Origin of the sequence: Pseudoalteromonas sp. 68 DY56-GL68, from assembly GCF_041414825.1 — a bacterium.
Classification (GTDB): domain Bacteria; phylum Pseudomonadota; class Gammaproteobacteria; order Enterobacterales; family Alteromonadaceae; genus Pseudoalteromonas.
The window spans coordinates 40,412-56,739 of sequence record NZ_JAOCZL010000007.1 but is presented as its reverse complement, the minus strand read 5'-3'; the positions used below and the strand labels follow the sequence as shown (position 1 = coordinate 56,739).

Here is a 16,328-nt window from a genome sequence, read left to right as displayed (position 1 = left end):
TGCCATTTTTCTGCCACAATTGCTCAGCAGTTTGCCTTTTTTGATCCCCTTTATTGCCATTTCGACTTGTTTTAATAGCTCCATACCAAGTTCGCAACACCAACCAATGTTGCCAAGCAATTAAGTACAAAAAGGATTAAACCATGAAAAAATTAATTATTGCCACTGTCATTACCACTGCTTTATCAACAACACAGTATGCGGTTGCTGCAAATCAAACAAAGCAAGATACACCAAAAGAAACAGCGATAGGCCTTAGTGCTGGTGCCGTTGTTGGCGGCTTAGTAGGTGGTCCAATTGGCGCGTTTGTGGGGGCATTTGCTGGCGGCTTAATTGGTGAAAAAGAAGCGGCAGAAAACACCATTGATGAACAAGCTCACGCATTAGTCGTAATGAAAGAGCAAACCGCTGATTACCAACAAGTGATTGCTGATAACGCCGCCCTAAGTGAGCAGCTTGAATTATTAGCGGATGAAAAAGAGCAGTTATTGCAAGCCCAGCTTAATACTTTACTAGCCATGACGGTGCAGTTTAAAACTGGCTCTAGTGAAATTGCCCCGCACTTTGCTAATCAACTCGACAAAGTAGCTCAGTTACTGATTGCCCAGCCAAATCTGGCTATCGACTTAAATGGCTTTGCAGATCAGCGCGGTGATGAGTTGGCTAATTTAATGCTTTCAAAGCAACGTGTAAATGCCGTGCAAAGCTACTTAATTAAACAAGGCGTGCCGCATACCCGCTTAACCGCAACCGCCTTTGGTGAGCAGCAAAGTGTTGCTGATTCAAATAACTACGAAGACAACATCTTTGACCGCCGCGTAACATTGACGACGCGCCCTGTGACACAAAGTAGTTTGCGTACAGCGCAAAGTAACCACTAATTCATCGGTCGATGGAGTGACTAATTATGTTGAGTAAACGCACCAAAAGGCTCATGTATATGAGCCTTTTTATCCTGCTGTTAGGTTATGCTGTTAACCCTGTGTTCGCTGCTAATGCCAGTGCCGAACTGCGTTTTTATGATGACTCAAATAGCCAAGTGTCGTCGGGTTTATTAGTGAAAAACGATGTCACTATGACACTCACGGGGCTGATTAATCATGTTGTTGTTAAACAGCGTTATCAAAACCCGCATCCATTTGCGGTCAATGCTCGCTATGTGTTTCCGTTACCTGATGAAAGTGCTGTGCATGCCATGCAAATGCAAATAGGTGATCGCATTATCACAGGCAATATTGCCCTTAAGCAGCAGGCTGAACAGCAATTTGTACAAGCTCAAAAGCAGAGTAAACGCGCCGCTTTAGTGCGTCAGCAACGTGCTAATATTTTCTCTACTGATGTGGCAAATCTTGGAGCCGGTGAAGAAATTGAAATTACTTTGCAATACCAAGAGATCATCGGCTTTCGTGATGGTGTGTTTTCGTTGCGTTTTCCGACCACTATTACGCCGCGATACGAACCTTTAACGGCAGAATTACAGCAAAAAACGTATCTAGAAAAAAAAGACACAGAACAACAGAGTGAACCAGCGACTAATAAAGCGCAAGTGGCATCAGCGTGGCTAAAACCTGTTTTTCACCATGCTAAAAGCCAAGAGTCTGATGCGAGCCTAAACCTTGCTATTTCGATGGATATTGGCCTAGAGCTTAGTTACATCAACGCCAACTTAGACGGTATGCAAGTCGATAACCCGAGTTTTGGCCGTTATCAATTATCGCTTAATCGTGACATTCCGATGGATAGAGACTTTGAGCTAACATTTAAGCCCCTTGATAAAGCTCACTCACAGGCTGCATTTTTTACCGAAACAGTCGCAGGGCAAGAGTATGGCTTATTAATGCTAGTGCCGCCAAGCGATCACTTTACCTCGCAAGCTCGTCTTCCCCGTGAGATGGTGTTTGTTGTAGATACCTCCGGCTCAATGCATGGTCAATCTATGGAGCAGGCTAAACAAGCCTTATTTTATGCCCTTTCGTTATTGGATGAAAATGATAGTTTTAACATCATAGGCTTTGATAACGAAGTGACGGTATTAAGTGACACGCCAATGATTGCCAATGACTTTAATATTCGCCGCGCTGAGCGCTTTATTTATGGTTTACAAGCCGATGGTGGCACCGAAATCGCAAAAGCACTGACGCAGGTACTTGATGGTAAACAGCATGATGGCTTTGTACGCCAAGTGGTATTTTTAACCGATGGCAGTGTGGGTAACGAAACGCAGTTATTTAAGCAAATTCAATCTGACTTAGGTGACAGCAGGCTCTTTACTGTGGGTATTGGCAGTGCGCCTAATAGCTTTTTTATGACACGAGCGGCTGATATTGGCCGTGGTACTTTCACTTTTATTAGTAGCACCAGCCAAGTACAGCCAAAAATGCAGCTGCTTTTTGATAAGCTAGCGCATCCCGCGGTTACTGAGCTTGCTCTTGAAGGCAACAAAGCTGCACTTGAATACTGGCCATCGCCATTACCTGACTTGTATTTTTCAGAGCCGGTTTTGGTTGCCATAAAGCTTGATGGCAGTCAGCACTTAACGTTAAAAGGGCAAACAAACTCAGGACCCATGACCATTAACTTAGCAACGGCCAATGCCGCAAACGGCGAAGGTATCGCTAGGCTCTGGGCAAGACAAAAAATTAAGTCACTACTGCTTTATAATGAAAAGGATGCGGTACGCGCAGAAGTTGAGACATTAGCACTTCAGCACCATTTGCTCAGCCCTTTTACAGCCTTTATTGCGGTTGATAACTATGCGGGTAATGAGATTGCAGAGCGTTCAATGCAAGTACGCAACAAACTACCTAACGGTATGACGCTGCCGCAAACCGACGGACAAAGCCGCGTGTTTATGCTACTTGGGTTGTTGCTGCTTACATTCTCATGGTTATGGCAATGGCGACGCTAAAAAAAGCGCTGCCAGTTTGCAGCGCCTTACTTGGCATCGCATTGTTTGTTAATGGTGGCTATATGCAGGCGAAAGCTTGGCTGGCACAGGCTCTAATTGAGTCAGCTTGGCAGCAAGCTTTGCAAAGCCCTAATGAGCAAGTGAGGCCATGGTTTTACGCCGATGGTTATGTCACCGCACAGATAAATTGGCCAAGCCAGCAGCAAGAGTTAACAGTACTTGCTGGTGCATCGGGGCGAAACCTTGCGTTTGCCCCTGGGCATTTTTTGCCAAGCGGTGAACTTGGCAGCAAAAATGGGGTATTAATAGCTGGCCATAACGACACCCACTTTGCATTTCTAAAACATGTCGCAGTGGGTGAGCAGTTCAGTTTGCAGTTGCAAAATGGCCAGATTGAACACTATCAAGTTCGCAGCATTGATGTTATTCATCAAAGCGAACAGGGCTTTTTAGCACAATCAGGCCTTTATTTATTAACCTGTTATCCTTTTGACTCGTTAGCGTCAGGCACTGAGTTTAGGTTATTGGTATCGGCTGATAAATTATCGTCGTCTACTTCAACTTTGAGCTCTTGATGACGTTGGCTGACAATAACACCTGCAAATACCACTGCAATACTCACCCATTGCCAAACAGTCAGCACCTCGTCTAGTAGAATGGCTGACAAAATTAACGCAAAAATTGGAATAAGATTAGAGTAGGCGGCAGCGGTTAACACCGACACTTTACTGATGGCGTAATTGTACATGCCATAGCCACCTAACGTAACACATGAGCCTAAATATAAAATGCTCAGTAGGGCACTTAAATCGTGCTGATTTTCGCTCGGTAGTTCGATGAAAAATAAAAAAGGCGCAAAGAACAAGCTACCACTAAACCCTTGAATTGCAATTAAGGTAAGCGGTGAATAGCGCGTCACTAAGTGTTTTACACTCACGGTATAAAATGCCGCGCACAACATCGCCATCAACTCTAAAAAGTTACCAAGCAGAGGGTTAGGGGCTTGCTCAGTGCTTGGTGATAATAGCGTTAATAAAATACTGCCACCAATACATAAGGTAAAACCAACGACAATGGCTTTACTGATGTACTCTTTTAATATTAAGAACGCCAAAATGGCAACGATAATTGGTAAACAAGAGACAATAACCCCAGCTTGCGATGCTGACGTGTACTCTAGGGCATGCCCTTCAAATAAATAATAAAAGCAAGGCTCAGCCAGTGACATCCCAATTAAATACTTCCAGTCACCTTGTTTAAACTCAAAGCGGATCACATATCGCCATAAACATAAGCAAATCAGTAATGTGGTTAGCATTCTTAAAAAAATCACTAACACAGGGTCGTAAATATTGATTGCGTGCTTTAACGCAATGTAAGAGCTACCCCATAAAAAGGTCGCGATAATTAAGCATATACTGGCTGGCATAGGTGTCGATATTGAGTAAAAAATGAGAGCGTGATCCTAGCATGAATTTTTTTTACTTGTTCAAAAACTGTTAACTGGTATATATAAATTCCCTATTATTTATTACAGACTTTAAAACACACATGCAAAGGCCACACGTCGTTGTTGTCAAGCTAGGTACGAGTGTATTGACTGGCGGTACAGACAAATTAGATAAAGCACACATGGTTGAACTTGTTCGCCAATGTTGCGAATTAAAAAAACAGGGTTATCAGGTTGTTTTAGTATCAAGTGGCGCGGTTGCTGCTGGGCGCGAGCAATTAGTTACTCCCTGTGGCCGTTCTTTGATTGAAAAACAAATGCTGGCCGCGATTGGTCAAGGGCAGCTTATTCATATTTGGCAAAGCTTGTTTGCTTTGTATGGCGTGAATGTTGGGCAAATGCTACTGACTCGCGCCGATGTAGAAGACCGTGAACGTTACTTAAATGCCCGCGATACCTTAAATGCGCTACTTGCGCACAATGTGGTGCCTATTATTAACGAGAATGATGCCGTGGCCACTGCCGAAATTAAAGTCGGTGATAACGATAACTTATCTGCTTTAGTCGCAATATTAGCGAATGCTGAAAAGCTGTTACTGTTAACTGATCAAGAGGGTCTATTTACAGGCGATCCTCGCTCTGATGCCAGCGCGACACTTATCAATGAAGTTGAGCATATTAATGATGAACTCAGAGAGCTTGCTGGTGGCAGTGGTACAACACTTGGTACCGGTGGTATGGCAACCAAACTGCAAGCTGCCGATATTGCACGTCGCGCGGGTGTTGAGGTGATCATTGCCAAAGGTGCTGGTAAAAATGTGATTTTAAATTGCATGGCCGACAAGCTTCCTGGTACACGTTTTTTAAAGCTCACTGCACCAAAAGATGGCCGCAAAAAGTGGTTACTTGCAGGGCCTAAAAGTACGGGGCAATTAGTGATTGATGATGGTGCAAGCCTTGCGCTTAAAGAGCGTGGCGCGAGCTTACTAGCAAAAGGTGTAAAGACTGTGCGAGGACAGTTTGAGCGCGGCGATGTGATTGAAGTAGTGTCTAATCAAGGACAGTGTATTGCTAAAGGTCTTGTTAATTTTAATCACCAAGAAATTGATCAAATTAAAGGCTGCCATTCATCGCAAATTACCCAGTTGCTTGCATTTGCACCTAGCAGCGAAGTCATTCACAGAGATGATATGATTTTACTGTAGTTTTTTAGTAATTTTTATAAAGTTAACTAGACTAAAGTTATAGTTAGTTTAGAGGGCTTTCTAAATGCCAGCAAACGCTTGCGGACATGACTGGATAATCTCAATAACGCAACAAGAAGAAGAGCCTGAACTTGATCAGGCGCTTATCAATGCGGTGACGGAGCTCGAAGAGTTTTCTCGGTTCGCTATTTATGTGAACAAGTTATTCAAACCAGGGCTACCAGCTCGTTTACTTAACAAAGACTCAGTTATTGAAGAGTTAAATGAGCATGAAGTAAGTGAGTTAATAGAGAAAGTCAGTCGCAACAAAATTCGCATTAGCCGTAATTATGGGGTTATTTCTACCTATGTGCCTATTTACCATATAGGAAATGTGATGGGGGTGCTGGTGATAGAGTCTGAAAAAGAGCTTTCAGAGCGCTCAAGTATGTTAGCCATTTATATGCTAAATATCTATGCTAACCAATTGTCATTGCTACACAAGTCTAAATTAGATCCCCTTACTGAGTTATTAAATAGACAAACCTTTGATAAAAAGGTGATTGATATCGCAGCAGAAGCGACACTTGAGCCAAAAGATCATCAATACCATCCTCACTGGTATCTGGCGATGGTGGACATTGATCATTTTAAGCGTGTTAATGATAATTTTGGTCATGTTATTGGTGATGAAGTTATTTTACTGGTAGCCCAATTGCTTAAAAATAATTTTCGCATTGAAGACTATGTTTTTCGTTACGGTGGTGAGGAATTTACTGTTTTGTTTCAAGCGTCTGATGAAACTGATGCGCGCAATGCACTTAATCGTTTTCGTGCTTGTGTGGCAGAGTATCCTTTTCCTCAAGTTGGAAATCTAACCGTCAGTTGCGGTTTTTTACCTATTTGTGAGTTTGAAATGGTCGCAAGCCTTGTTCAAAAAGCAGATGTTGCACTATATCATTCTAAAAATAATGGTCGTAATCAGGTAACATCGTACGCTGAGCTCGGGATTCAAGATAGCAAACGCTCTGATGACTCAATAGAGCTTTTTTGAATCTGTTGTCGCGATTATTGCTGTGTTAAAATTGCCCACCATCAATTTTAATCAGTATGAGATTTTACATGAAGTTTGTTCGTTGGTTACTCGGTCGCATTATTTTATTCTTTGATTTTATTTTTACACCACGCAGTAAAAAACGTCCTGCGGCTGAGCAAGCTGCGCTTGATTCAGTGACATCGCAATTTAAATTATACCAATTCAAAGCATGTCCTTTTTGCGTAAAAGTACGCCGTGCTATTAAGCGTCAAGGCTTAGCCATTGAAACCCGTGATGCGAAAGGTAACCAGCAATTTCGTCAAGAGTTACATGAGCAGGGTGGAAAAATTAAAGTCCCTTGTTTACGTATTGAAGAAAATGGCCAAGTAACTTGGTTGTACGAATCAAACGATATCATTGCTTATTTAGATAAAGTCGCTGCATAAAGCGGCTTTTCACTTCGATTATAGCCCGTGCTGTGCTAGCATTTGGGCAAATTTTTAATTGTCTTTTGAGAGATATAACCATGACAATTCGCACCCGTGTTGCTCCGTCACCAACAGGTGACCCGCACCTAGGTACTGCATACATCGCATTATTTAACTACTGTTTTGCTAAGCAGCAAGGCGGTGAGTTTGTGTTACGTATTGAAGATACAGACCAAGTTCGTAGTACGCCAGAATCAGAACAAGCTATTATGGATAGCTTACAATGGTTAGGCTTAAACTGGGATCATGGTCCAGATGTGGGCGGTGAGTTTGGTCCATACCGTCAATCTGAGCGTAGCGATTTATATAAGAAATTTGCGCATCAGTTAGTTGAACAGGGTAAAGCATTTTACTGTTTTGCAACCAGCGAAGAGCTAGACCAAATGCGTGAAGAGCAAATGGCCGAAGGCCTACGCCCTAAATACGATGGTCGTGGTTTAAATCTTTCTGAAGACGAAATCAAAGCGAATCTTGAAGCAGGTAAGCCTTACGTTATACGTATGAAGATCCCAAGCGAGGGCACGTTTAAGTTTAACGACTACCTACGTGGCGAAATTGAGATCCCATGGGAAAACGTAGACATGCAAGTGCTACTTAAAGCAGATGGCTTCCCAACTTACTTCCTTGCTAACGTTGTTGATGATCACCACATGCAAATTAGCCACATCTTCCGTGGTGAAGAGTGGATCAACTCAGCGCCTAAGCTATTAAAATTATACGAAGATTTCGGTTGGGAAGCGCCAGTACTTGGCCACTTACCGTTACTGCGTAACCCAGATAAGTCAAAATTATCGAAACGTAAAAACCCAACGTCAATCAATTACTATAAAGAAATGGGTTACCTACCAGAGGCACTATTAAACTATCTAGGCCGTATGGGTTGGTCAATGCCAGATGAGCGTGAAAAGTTCACCTTAGCAGAGATGATTGAACACTTTGATATGAAACGTGTGTCGCTAGGCGGCCCAATTTTCGACGTGGATAAGCTTAGCTGGTTAAACGGTATGTGGATCCGTGAGAACTTATCTGACGAAGAACTAATGCAACGTTTTGTTGATTGGAAATTTAATACTGAGCTATTCGCTAAAGTATTACCAGAAGCAAAAACACGTATTAATACGCTTTCTGACATGGTTGACCTTGCGGGTCACTTTGTGGGTGGTATTCCAAGCTATGACCCTGCGCTATTAACAGCGGGTAAAGCGGGTGAAGATGCAACTCGTCAAGCATTACAGTTCTTTATCTGGCAACTAGAAGGCTTACGTAGCTGGGAGAAGTCAGAGATTTTTGCGATTGCAAAAGCGGTTGCAACTTTCCATGAATTGAAGATTAAAGACTTTCTTGAGCCAATCTTTGTGGCTATCACAGGGAAGACCTCATCAACATCAGTACTTGATGCGATGGAAATTTTAGGCTCTGACCTATCTCGTGCTCGCTTACGTGTTGCATTGGCGCATATTGGTGTGTCGAAAAAGCAAGCGAAAAATATTGAGCGTGCTTATCGGGATTATCCGCAAGCATAGTTTTACTAGGTAATCTATTTTAAGCCGAGCATCGCTCGGCTTTTTTGTATCTAAATCAAACTTTCTTCTTTTTTTCATTGAAATATAATACTACTTGTTTAGTATTAAATATGAACAATTTATCACTTGTAGAAACAACTTAAGTAGCAGTATAAGGTGGCTGCAAGCGAGGATTTAAATAATTACTGGTTATTAAAATCAGTTTATTTTCAAGGAGAAAGTGATGTTTAAATATCTTGTGGTCTGTATGACCATACTGGCTTTTAGTCTACCCAGCTACGCCGCCGATAAGCCCAATATACTCGTTATTTGGGGGGATGATGTTGGTATGTGGAATATCAGTGCCTATCATCGCGGTATGATGGGAGGCAGTACCCCTAACATAGATAGCATTGCCAATGATGGCATGATATTTATGGATCACTACGCACAAGCCTCTTGCACCGCAGGGCGTGCAGCATTTATCACAGGTCAGTACCCGATGCGTACAGGACTTAGTACGGTAGGCCTTCCTGGTGCACCGCAAGGCTTGCAAAAGAAAGATCCAACACTTGCAACTATGCTTAAATCCAAAGGGTATGTAACAGGTCAATTTGGTAAAAACCATTTAGGTGACCTTGATGAGCACTTACCAACTAATCATGGCTTTGATGAGTTCTTTGGTATTTTGTATCACCTCAATGCTGGTGAATATGTTGAGCAGCAAGATTATCCGCAAGACGCTAAAACGCAAGAGAAATTTGGTTTAAAAATGCGTGGTGTGATCCACTCAAAAGCGCTTGCTAACGGTAAGCAAGAAATTAAAGATCTAGGACAGTTTGGTAAAGAGCGTCAGCGCAACTTAGACCAAGAGGTACTTGTTGAATCAAAGCGTTTTATTCGTGATGCAGTTAAACAAGATAAGCCTTTCTTTGTTTGGCATAACACCACACGTATGCATTATCAAACTAACTTAAATAAAGCGTATGATGGTAAGACTGGCTATGGTTTATACGCTGATGGTATGGCCGAAATGGATGACGATGTGGGTGAATTACTTAACTTGCTTGATGAGTTAAAAGTCGCAGATAACACGATCGTGATGTTTTCGACTGATAATGGCGCGGCATCAAACTCTTGGCCTGATGGTGGTAACCAACCATTTCACGGTGAAAAAGGTGTTGGTGGCTGGGAAGGGGGCTTCAGAGTGCCTTTAGTTGTGAAGTGGCCTGGTCATATTCCAAAAGGTGTAAGCACCGGTGAGTTCATGACAATGGAAGATTGGATGCCTACAATTATGTCATGGGTGGGTGATAAAGATCTCAAAGCTAATTTATTGAAAGGCACCAAAATTAATGGTCAAAAGTACAAAGTGCATTTAGATGGTTTTGATCAAAGTGATATCTTACTAAATAACGGTAAAACAAAGCGTAAAGAGTTTTATTATTTCACCGAAACTACTTTCCATGGCATGCGTTATGGTGATTGGAAGCTTATTTTCACTGAGCAAAACCACTGGTTTAGATCAACACAAAATGCACTTACTTCTCCTTACATTATTAACTTAAAAATGGATCCATTTGAGCGTTTTATTGATGCTCGGGGTTATGATGAATGGGCTGAAAACCGTAGCTGGATTTTAGGCCCTGCGGGCAATCAAATTGCAGAGTTTGTGAAAACCTTTAAAGCTTTCCCACCAAGCCAAGAAAGTATGTCGGTACAGGTTGGAAGTGTTGCTGAAATGATTTCAAAGCAAGCACTTAATCGTTAGTAATGCTTAAAGTGTCGTTTACAGCTAAGAAGGGCCTACGGGCCCTTTTTGTATTTAGGTAATATAAAATGTTGAAATGGCTATGTAGCAAAATGTACAAGGTATTTCATATTTTCTTTAGTGTGATAATTTCATTACGGGTGTGTGAATAAGTCGCTCATCTTTGGCTAAAGAAATATACAAAGGTGTATTCAAACGTTATGATCGCAAGGGTAGAGGCGCTTTTTAGTCGCATTAATTGTTGCCATATAAATACATTTTGATACCAACAGGGTGAATAAAGTTGATAAAAAACTTACTTGGCATAGCATGTTGTTTAACCTCATTAGTTACATATGCGCAGACAGATTTAGGGCAACCTCACTACATCGAAAAATCTACCTTGAATGCCAGTATAACGCTTGGCTATGGTGGCATAGAAAACCCAGTCATCAATGCTGACAATATTACCTCACCTGTTTTACCAAGCTTGGCTTACTATGGAGAACATTGGTATTTTGATGATTTTTCAGTTGGCTACAGTCTATTAGAAACGCCTAGTTACTACCTTGATCTCTTTGGTCGTTTTAATGATGATGGTTTTTTCTTTGAGTTGGATGGCATCGACAAATTATTTGCGGTAAGTGCAGTCTCTAGTAAATCAGGCGGTAGGCCGAGTATCCCTTCAGCAACACCAATAAACCTGACGGCGATTGAGCGTGATTTGTCTTATATGGTGGGGTTATCTTCTGCTGTTCAGTTGTATGATGATGTGTGGCTGAACACGGCATTCGTGCAAGATGTAACTGATGTACACAATGGCCATGAGTTCTTTGTTAATGTGTATCGTAATTTCGAGATGCTTTTTGGACTGGCCAGCCTTGAAATAGGTGCTGTCTATAAAAATAGCGAGTTAATTGAGTATTATTATACTGTGGCAGCTGGGGAAAGTAAGACACGTCTGCCTCATTATAATTTAACCAGTGCCATTAATTACCATGTTAAAGCAAGTTATAGTTACCCAATAAACGAGAGTGTAAGCATTGATTTAAAACTTAAGCATACTTGGCTTGATAGTAACCTTGCCCACTCACAGATGGTAGACAAAGGGGGATATTTCTCAGGTTTTGCAGGAGTTACTTACCACTTTTAGGCCAAGTAATAGAGATAGCAGCTCCGCCAGTTGGGCCGTTATTATTTAAAGAAACCTTTCCTCCGTGCCAACTGACGATACGATAAACTATATATAATCCAAGACCATAACCACTGGCTAACTTATCACCTTCGCCTTGCTTAAAAGGCTCTATGAGCGCATCAGCGTTAACAGGTAAGCCTGAGCCGTCATCTATTACACGGATAACATAATAGCCTTGCTCACTTTTGCTTTGGATAGTAATCGTTTGTCTTGCATATTTTGTTGCATTTATAAGCAGGTTTTGTACTGCAATTGCCATAAAGCTGCTTTCGCAATATGCACTCGTTTCGTGCAGTTGGAGATCGAATGTGAACTCTTTATAGAGGTCAAATTTACTCACTTCATAACTTATTAATTCATGAAGGTTGGTTTTTTCTTGAGTAAAGACGCTTTGTTGATGCTCTAGTCGTGCAAATGAAAGATATTGCTCTAAACGCAGCTCAATTTCATCAATGTCTCGTTCAATTTGACTACTTTGTTCTAACTCTATGTCGGTGATTGAAAGTGCAAAGCGCATACGAGACAGTGGCGTACGAATTTCATGTGAAATAATGCGTGATAAATCATTATGCAGTTGTACAAACCGGTTTATTCGCTCTGACATATGAGTAAACGTATTAGCCAGTGGCGCTATTGAGGAGCTAGGCTTGATATCTAAAGTAATGGGGTGTGGTTTTTTACTAAAGCGGTAGGCTGCCTGTTGTAATAGGCTTAAGTCCCTAAACACAGGGCGTATAAAGACTAGGATCATTGCAGCTAATAAGCTGTAAAAAGCAAAAAAAGCCAACCAATCAGTTGAGCTTTGCGTCATTAGCTCGACAGGACCTATACGTTGAATACTCCCATTGTTGCTCTTTAAATAAATAAACTGCTGGTCGTTTTCTGTAACACTAATAATGCCATCTTTATTAAAAGCAATTTGCAAACTCTCTGGGAGTATTAATTCACTCACATTAAACGATTGAATGCGCGCGTCTTTATCTTGTGCAATTTGAGCCAGTTCATCTACGCTGATTTGTATACTCGGCGAATGCTCTGAAAAAAACTCATTGTATAATTGGCCAAATGCAAGCACCAAAGCGATTAGACTAACGGTAATGATCAGATAGAGCTTAAAGAATTGCTGTTTCATTTTTATGTTATATCCAAGCTATACCCTTTGCCGCGAACAGACTTAATATCAAGAGAGTTACTGTGTTGGTTGATAGTGTCTTTTAGTTTTTTTCGTAAGCGACTAATTTTTAAGTCTATAGCACGGTCTAAACCATCATATTCTCGGCCTATAACATGCTTAAAAAGGATTTCTCTGGAGACGGGTAACGGGCTGTTTTTTGCAAGATAGGCGATAATTTCAAACTCGCTTTCATTAAGGTTAAGTGCCGTACATTGGAAATAAATGTCCTTCTTAAGATTATCAATCCGCAAAGGACCATGTGTGTCAGAGTTATTACTTTGACCTACTGTGTGGGCAATAATTGTTTTAATCTTTGCTAATAAAAGCTCCGGTTTTATTGGCTTAATCAGGTAATCATAAGCGCCGAGATCAAGGCCTTTTATCTGAGATTGTACTGAGTCTAAAGCGGTTAAAAAAATCACAGGACAACTATACTTTTCTTTTAATTGAGTAATTAACTCAAAGCCATTCCCGTCAGGTAGCATGATATCGCAGATAATTAGAGAGGGTAGAAACGTGATCTCACCATTGTGATAAGCTTGAGCGGTGTTGAAAACATCAATTGTATAGCCGTGCTTTAATAAAAATTTTTGGATTAAGCTGGCTAGCTTAATATCATCTTCAATTAAAAAAATATGCTGCATCATAAACTCCAGCCAAAGCGTCGTTTTATACGGAAATCTTTAGCTTCATAACTTGCTATCGATAGAAGTTGTTGTTGAACAATTTTATTATTTAATGGGTTGATTAACTTTATTGTTAGTGGGTGCTCTGTTTTGATATTCAGCTTTTCAATGATCAAACTTGTTTGTGTGTAACACTGAGTGTGCTGTGGACGTTGTGTTATTTCTAAGCAAAGCTCACGGTATGGTGCAATTCTAAAGTGTATTTGTACTTTAAATTCACACATTTTTTGTTTTACATCAGTAATACACAAAACCGGTGATACCTTAAAAAAAGGAGCATCGATTTTTTGTGCCTGAGAGTTTGTTGATATTACTGATAAACATAAAAGCAGTGATATCCAACTTAATTGGTTGATCATTTAATCAAACCTTTCTCTTTTTGATGTGTTTGTGCAAAGTGATATAAACCATTAAATACTGTTTTTTCAGCCAAACTCAATGTATGAGCCCAATTACTTATGTTGTTATTTTAATTTGTAGCAGGGAGAGTGTGGTGAATACATAATAAAAAAGCATGTTTATCATACCTTATTTTAAACTTTTGCAACAAATTGACGCTTGTTATATATGACCTCACTTAAGGGGGATGTTGCTGTAAAAAATAGGAGATTGTTTTTTATAGAAAAATGAATATCAATTTATTCTTGGCTAGTAATTTATCATTAAATTACTTTGTGTGAAAATTGTTCATCAGTCTTTACTTGTTAACAGTTGTGTACAAAAAGATACAAAATACCCCTGGTTGTTTTTCAAGCATTCTTCGTAATCATTCATATACATTTTGCTCTCAAAAGTTGAATTGTGAACAGATTCGACCTCTCAACATGTTTTTTCTGGTAGTATAGTCAGGTTATGAGTAGTTTAAGCAGTGAACAATTATGTTAAGTCCTTATTATCAGCAGCACGCTGATTACGTTTCTATCTCTCGTGAGCAGGGAAGTCGTTTTGCTAAGTCTGTAGCGGATGATTTCAACCCTCTTCACGACATCGATGCAAAAAAGTTTTGTGTACCCGGTGATCTTCTTTTTTCACTTGTATTAAACCAATACGGCATCAGTGAGAAAATGGAATTTACTTTTGCAGGCATGGTGGATGAAACATCGCAATTAACTTTTCCTGCTGGGGCTGATGAATTTGCCATTACTGATGGTGATAAAATCATGCTTAAAGTGAAGCGTGAAGGGGCTGTAAGCCAATGCGCTAAACTTACAAATAGTTTGATTAAGAACTATGTTGAGTTTTCAGGTGCCGCATTTCCGCATGTTATTATCCCATTAATGGCGAAACAAGATGTAATGATTAACCCTGCAAGACCTATGGTTATTTATGAATCAATGCTAATTAATCTAGAGCGTCTTGATATCGAAGAGCCAGAGCTTGAGTTTGTTGAACCTGATTTTACTTACACAGGCAAGCGCGGAAAAATTATCTTACGATTTAATTTACTAGAAAATGGTGAGAAAGTCGGCTCAGGTGAAAAACACATGGTTGTTTCTGGCATTCGCGAGTATTGCCAAGCAACGGTTGATGAATTAATTAGTTTTTATAATCAACGTAAAAGTACATTAAACCACGCTTAATAGTACTGTTTTAGATAAAAGGCGCATTAGCGCCTTTTTTGTTTGTGGCCATGTGCGTACAATACTCGCTTTATAGCCAATGTACTTCATATCATGTCAGTAGCGACTTTTTCAGAATTAAACCTTGCCCCCGAACTTTTAGAAGCTCTGCAAGCGGAAAATTATCAAACCCCAACTGCAATTCAAGCGCAGACAATCCCGCTTATTTTATCGGGCGCTGATGTGATGGGCAGTGCACAAACAGGAACAGGTAAAACAGCAGCGTTTGTGTTACCTCTGCTGCATAATTTGTTATCTGAAGAGACACTTCCTGACACGGTTAAAATACTTATTTTAACGCCTACTCGCGAGCTTGCTCAGCAAGTATTTGCAAGTGTAGAGCGCTATGCTGCGCATACTGATATAAAAGCAGCTCTTGCTTATGGCGGTGCCAGTATTGGGCCACAGATCAAAGCCATAAAAGGCGCACAGCTTGTGGTAGCAACACCTGGGCGCTTACTTGATCATGTGATTAAAGGCAGTATTAAGCTTTCAAACATTAATGCCTTGGTGTTTGATGAGGCTGATCGCATGCTTGATATGGGGTTCATCGACGAGATAAAACGTATCTTGCGACATGTGCCAAAAGCGCGTCAAACCTTACTTTTTTCAGCCACATTTGACGACAGCATTTTTAACCTTAGCAAACAGCTCTTAAATGACCCTAAGCTGGTTGAGGTGAATAAACGTAATTCCGCTGCGACAGAAGTAGAGCAAGTTGTTTATGCGGTTGATGAAGACCGTAAGCGCGAGCTGGTGTCACATATGATTGGTATGAAAAACTGGCAACAAGTGCTGATATTTACCCGCACCAAACAAACCGCTGATTTACTTGCTAAAGAAATGTGCAAAGACGGCTTAAAAACAGAATCCATTCACGGTGATAAAAGCCAAGGCGCACGTGACAAGGCACTACAAAACTTTAAATCTGGCGCAACGCGTGTGCTTGTGGCAACAGACGTTGCTGCACGTGGTCTTGATATTGCCTCTTTAAGGTACGTGATAAACTATGAGCTGCCTTATGTTGCAGAGGATTATGTGCACCGAATTGGCCGCACAGGGCGAGCGGGTGAGAAAGGTTTTGCAATGTCGCTGGTGAGTATTGACGAACAATACCTGCTTGATGAGATTGATATTTTGCTCGATACACGCCTTACACCGCAATGGTTACCAGGTTATGAACCTGATTTAAGCAAAGAGCCGAAACAAATCAGAAAAAACACCAATAAAGCACGTCGTTCACGAGATAAAAAACGTATTTTAGGAAAAAAAAGTCCGAGACGTCGTTAAATTTGGCGTATATTTAAACTATCCACTGGTTAATTTGAGTGTGTAG

The 16,328-nt window shown here is 40.8% G+C and carries 15 protein-coding genes; 11 read left to right on the top strand and 4 right to left on the bottom strand.

What is annotated here, in order from left to right:
- The first annotated feature begins 143 nt into the window (after positions 1-143).
- Genes pdsO through NYF15_RS04970 form a run of 3 tightly spaced genes read left to right on the top strand, consistent with a single transcriptional unit; the run spans position 144 to position 3,483 of the window.
- Positions 144-881, top strand: a complete 738-nt coding sequence (pdsO, locus tag NYF15_RS04980; protein ID WP_371352996.1) for a sortase-associated OmpA-like protein PdsO — start codon at positions 144-146, stop codon at positions 879-881.
- Between the two features lie 26 nt (positions 882-907).
- The gene (locus NYF15_RS04975) at positions 908-2,908 is read left to right on the top strand and encodes a marine proteobacterial sortase target protein (RefSeq protein WP_371352995.1); all 2,001 of its coding nucleotides are present in this window, start codon (positions 908-910) and stop codon (positions 2,906-2,908) included.
- On the top strand, positions 2,896-3,483 hold the full coding sequence (locus tag NYF15_RS04970; protein ID WP_371352994.1) for a class GN sortase: 588 nt from the start codon (positions 2,896-2,898) through the stop codon (positions 3,481-3,483). The genes NYF15_RS04975 and NYF15_RS04970 overlap by 13 nt, the downstream gene beginning before the upstream one ends.
- Here NYF15_RS04970 and NYF15_RS04965 read toward each other — a convergent pair.
- Positions 3,390-4,337: a DMT family transporter gene (locus NYF15_RS04965; protein WP_371352993.1), complete on the bottom strand. Its 948-nt coding sequence runs from the start codon at positions 4,335-4,337 to the stop codon at positions 3,390-3,392. The genes NYF15_RS04970 and NYF15_RS04965 overlap by 94 nt on opposite strands.
- A gap of 122 nt (positions 4,338-4,459) precedes the next feature.
- On the opposite strand from NYF15_RS04965, the gene proB reads away from it, so the two are divergent.
- The 6 genes from proB (at position 4,460) to NYF15_RS04935 (ending at position 11,471) form a co-directional block, all read left to right on the top strand.
- The gene (gene proB, locus NYF15_RS04960) at positions 4,460-5,563 is read left to right on the top strand and encodes a glutamate 5-kinase (protein WP_371352992.1); all 1,104 of its coding nucleotides are present in this window, start codon (positions 4,460-4,462) and stop codon (positions 5,561-5,563) included.
- A gap of 64 nt (positions 5,564-5,627) precedes the next feature.
- On the top strand, positions 5,628-6,596 hold the full coding sequence (locus tag NYF15_RS04955; protein WP_130149587.1) for a GGDEF domain-containing protein: 969 nt from the start codon (positions 5,628-5,630) through the stop codon (positions 6,594-6,596).
- Between the two features lie 68 nt (positions 6,597-6,664).
- Positions 6,665-7,024 carry a glutathione S-transferase N-terminal domain-containing protein gene (locus NYF15_RS04950; RefSeq protein ID WP_062569547.1) on the top strand — a complete coding sequence of 120 codons (360 nt, stop codon included), beginning with the start codon at positions 6,665-6,667 and terminating at the stop codon, positions 7,022-7,024.
- A gap of 80 nt (positions 7,025-7,104) precedes the next feature.
- Positions 7,105-8,589, top strand: coding sequence for a glutamate--tRNA ligase (gltX, locus tag NYF15_RS04945; RefSeq protein ID WP_237118024.1), 1,485 nt, complete (start codon positions 7,105-7,107; stop codon positions 8,587-8,589).
- A 223-nt stretch (positions 8,590-8,812) separates the two neighbouring features.
- Entirely contained in the window at positions 8,813-10,339 is a 1,527-nt protein-coding gene (locus NYF15_RS04940) for an arylsulfatase (RefSeq protein ID WP_237118025.1), read from the top strand.
- Between the two features lie 283 nt (positions 10,340-10,622).
- Complete coding sequence (locus tag NYF15_RS04935) at positions 10,623-11,471, top strand: MipA/OmpV family protein (RefSeq protein ID WP_371352991.1); 849 nt, start codon at positions 10,623-10,625, stop codon at positions 11,469-11,471.
- On the opposite strand, the gene NYF15_RS04930 is transcribed toward NYF15_RS04935, so the two are convergent.
- Genes NYF15_RS04930 through NYF15_RS04920 form a run of 3 tightly spaced genes read right to left on the bottom strand, consistent with a single transcriptional unit; the run spans position 11,455 to position 13,732 of the window.
- Positions 11,455-12,645 carry an ATP-binding protein gene (locus NYF15_RS04930; protein ID WP_371352990.1) on the bottom strand — a complete coding sequence of 397 codons (1,191 nt, stop codon included), beginning with the start codon at positions 12,643-12,645 and terminating at the stop codon, positions 11,455-11,457. The genes NYF15_RS04935 and NYF15_RS04930 overlap by 17 nt on opposite strands.
- A gap of 2 nt (positions 12,646-12,647) precedes the next feature.
- Positions 12,648-13,334 (bottom strand): response regulator transcription factor, encoded by a 687-nt coding sequence (locus NYF15_RS04925; RefSeq protein ID WP_371352989.1) that lies wholly within the window; start codon positions 13,332-13,334, stop codon positions 12,648-12,650.
- Positions 13,331-13,732 (bottom strand): DUF3019 domain-containing protein, encoded by a 402-nt coding sequence (locus NYF15_RS04920; RefSeq protein ID WP_237118029.1) that lies wholly within the window; start codon positions 13,730-13,732, stop codon positions 13,331-13,333. The genes NYF15_RS04925 and NYF15_RS04920 overlap by 4 nt, the downstream gene beginning before the upstream one ends.
- A gap of 519 nt (positions 13,733-14,251) precedes the next feature.
- Here NYF15_RS04920 and NYF15_RS04915 point away from each other — a divergent pair.
- Complete coding sequence (locus NYF15_RS04915) at positions 14,252-14,953, top strand: DUF3581 domain-containing protein (RefSeq protein ID WP_062569549.1); 702 nt, start codon at positions 14,252-14,254, stop codon at positions 14,951-14,953.
- Positions 14,954-15,046: 93 nt separating this feature from the next.
- Positions 15,047-16,282: a DEAD/DEAH box helicase gene (locus NYF15_RS04910; RefSeq protein WP_341803175.1), complete on the top strand. Its 1,236-nt coding sequence runs from the start codon at positions 15,047-15,049 to the stop codon at positions 16,280-16,282.
- Positions 16,283-16,328: the final 46 nt, after the last annotated feature.